The sequence below is a fragment of the Anaerolineales bacterium genome (genome assembly GCA_022866145.1).
In the GTDB taxonomy this organism is placed as follows: domain Bacteria; phylum Chloroflexota; class Anaerolineae; order Anaerolineales; family E44-bin32; genus PFL42.
Map to the genome: position 1 here is coordinate 1 of JALHUE010000462.1, position 2,186 is coordinate 2,186.

The 2,186-nt window shown below is 63.4% G+C and carries 2 protein-coding genes; one reads left to right on the plus strand and one right to left on the minus strand.

The features are described 5' to 3' along the window. Positions 1–41 precede the first annotated feature (41 nt). On the minus strand, positions 42–1,010 hold the full coding sequence (locus tag MUO23_13685; protein ID MCJ7514001.1) for an aldo/keto reductase: 969 nt from the start codon (positions 1,008–1,010) through the stop codon (positions 42–44). A gap of 233 nt (positions 1,011–1,243) precedes the next feature. Between MUO23_13685 and MUO23_13690 the strand changes: the two genes are divergently transcribed. After that, positions 1,244–2,071 carry a hypothetical protein gene (locus MUO23_13690; GenBank protein ID MCJ7514002.1) on the plus strand — a complete coding sequence of 276 codons (828 nt, stop codon included), beginning with the start codon at positions 1,244–1,246 and terminating at the stop codon, positions 2,069–2,071. The last annotated feature ends 115 nt before the right edge of the window (positions 2,072–2,186 follow it).

Genomic DNA, 2,186 nt, shown 5'->3' on the forward strand with positions numbered 1-2,186 from the left:
GAGTCTCCGGCTTGGACCGCGGCCAATGTCCTTTCGAGGTCTCAGGCCTCTGGGCGGGGCTGGTTGCCCAGGATATCTTCGATCTCAGCTAACACGGCGTCCGTCAATTGGGCAGGGACGTCGACCGCCAGCAGGTTGTCCTCCACCTGGGCGGCGCGCGTCGCTCCGGTGATCACGCTTGTGATCTGCGGCCGGCGCAACAGCCATCCAATGGCCAATTGCGGCAGGCTTACCCCCAGCTTGTCGGCGACCTTCTTCAGTCGATGGGTCTTCTCAAAGTTGTCCTGGGTGAGGATGCCCTTCAGCCAGGCGTACTTGCGCAGCGACAGGCGAGCGCCCTCCGCCGACCCGTCATCGTACTTGCCGCTCAACAGCCCGGACCGGAGCGGACTCCAGGTCACCAGGCCGAATCCCAGATCGTCAGCGGCCTGGACCAGTTCATCTTCTACGATCCGGCGGACAAACATGTTGTAGTGGGGCTGTTCGACCATCGGAGGCACCAGTCCCCACGTTTGGGCCAGGCCGTGCGCGCCGGCGATCTGAGCAGCCCGCCACTCGGACGTGCCCCAGTACAAGACCTTGCCCTGATGCACCAGGTCGTCCATTGCCCGCACGCTTTCTTCAAGCGGTGTCTCGGCATCGAAACGATGGCAGAAATACAGGTCGAGGTACTCGGTCCCGAGGCGCTTCAGCGAAGCATGGCAGGATTCCATGATGTGCTTGCGCGACAGCCCCCGCCCATTGACGCCGGGCATGGTCTGCCAGAACACCTTGCTCGAAAGGACCAGGCTTTGGCGCGGCAGTTCACGGATGATCTCGCCCATCACGCTTTCCGCCCGCCCCTCGGCGTAGATGTCCGCGTTGTCGAAGAAGTTGACCCCAGAGTCGTACGCCTTGAGGAAGACCTCCCGGGCGGTCTGGTTGTCAATTTGCTCGCCGAAGGTGATCCAGGCCCCGAGCGAGATCTCGCTCAGTTTGAGACCGGTTCGACCCATTCTGCGGTAGTTCACGCCATCGCTCCTACGCCTGGGGGCGGTTCCCCGCCTGGTCACCTGCCCGGCAGTACCACAGGATTATACCTATCGGGTCGGTCCCAAAGCCTATACTCAGTTGGCCGACTGCGCCGGCCAGCCACCGGCTTCCGTCCGTTGGCCCGGTGATTCCCATCCCTTGATTGCTGCCCATCCCTCGGGTTCGGGGCAGACAGGGACGATGCCGGCCCTCATCGCTCAAGGAGGATGTGATGTCTCACTTCCGACGAACGCTGTTCCCGATTGCCGCGCTGGTCCTGGCGGCACTGGCCTGCACGACCGCCTCGCGCCTGTTCCAACCCGAGCAGGGAGTCGCACCCGGTGCGGCGCCCGAGCCGACAGCGACCTTCCTTCCGGCCGAGGCCGCACCGACGGAGGTCAGGCGGCTGGCCGAGATTCCCACCCCTACGCCCTTCCACGTGGAAGGCGAGGATGATGTGCGTAGCGCGCTTGACCTTACCAAGCCCGACCATATCGACTACTTCGACAATCCTCCGGCCTGGTTTGACTATGACACGCCCGGCAGGGCGGCCTACCGCGTGGAGGATGGGCATCTCTACGGCAAGGACTACGAGCCCGAGCCTACCTTCAGCTGGTGGTCGAATACCGACCGACAGTCCGGGAACGTCTATGCCGAGGTCAGCGCCACCAACGGGGACTGCGTCGACAAAGACGCGGTCGGCATGGTGATCCGGGTCGACAGAGAGAAGGGCGCAGGGGGGTATGCGCTTGAGCTTGCCTGCGACGGCCACTTCCGGTTCGTGAACCACGTCCAAGGCAAAGGCGCCTATGAGCTGATCGACTGGACCTTCTCTGACGTGATCAATACCGGCGAAGGTGCCACCAACCGCCTCGGGATTTGGGGCTACATGGGGAAGTTCGAGGTCTTCGTCAACGGGGTGAAGGTTGGCGAGTTCCTCGACAAGGACTACACTCAAACCTACGGCACCTTTGCATTGTATGTGAAGGCCGAAAGGACCTACGACTTGGAAGCCACCTTCGACGACTTCGCCTTCTGGCACATTCCCTTCCTGCCATGACCCGGAGCGGGCTCGCCCTCCTTCTCGTCAGCGCCCTCCTGCTGGGCTGCAACCGCGCAGCCGATCAGACGCCGCCGGGCAACGTCGCCACCGATGTCGCCGCCACCCTGACGGC

Bases quoted from the DNA above. Each gene is read 5' to 3' on its own strand.
- MUO23_13690 (MCJ7514002.1), top strand. From the start codon at position 1,244: ATGTCTCACTTCCGACGAACGCTGTTCCCGATTGCCGCGCTGGTCCTG.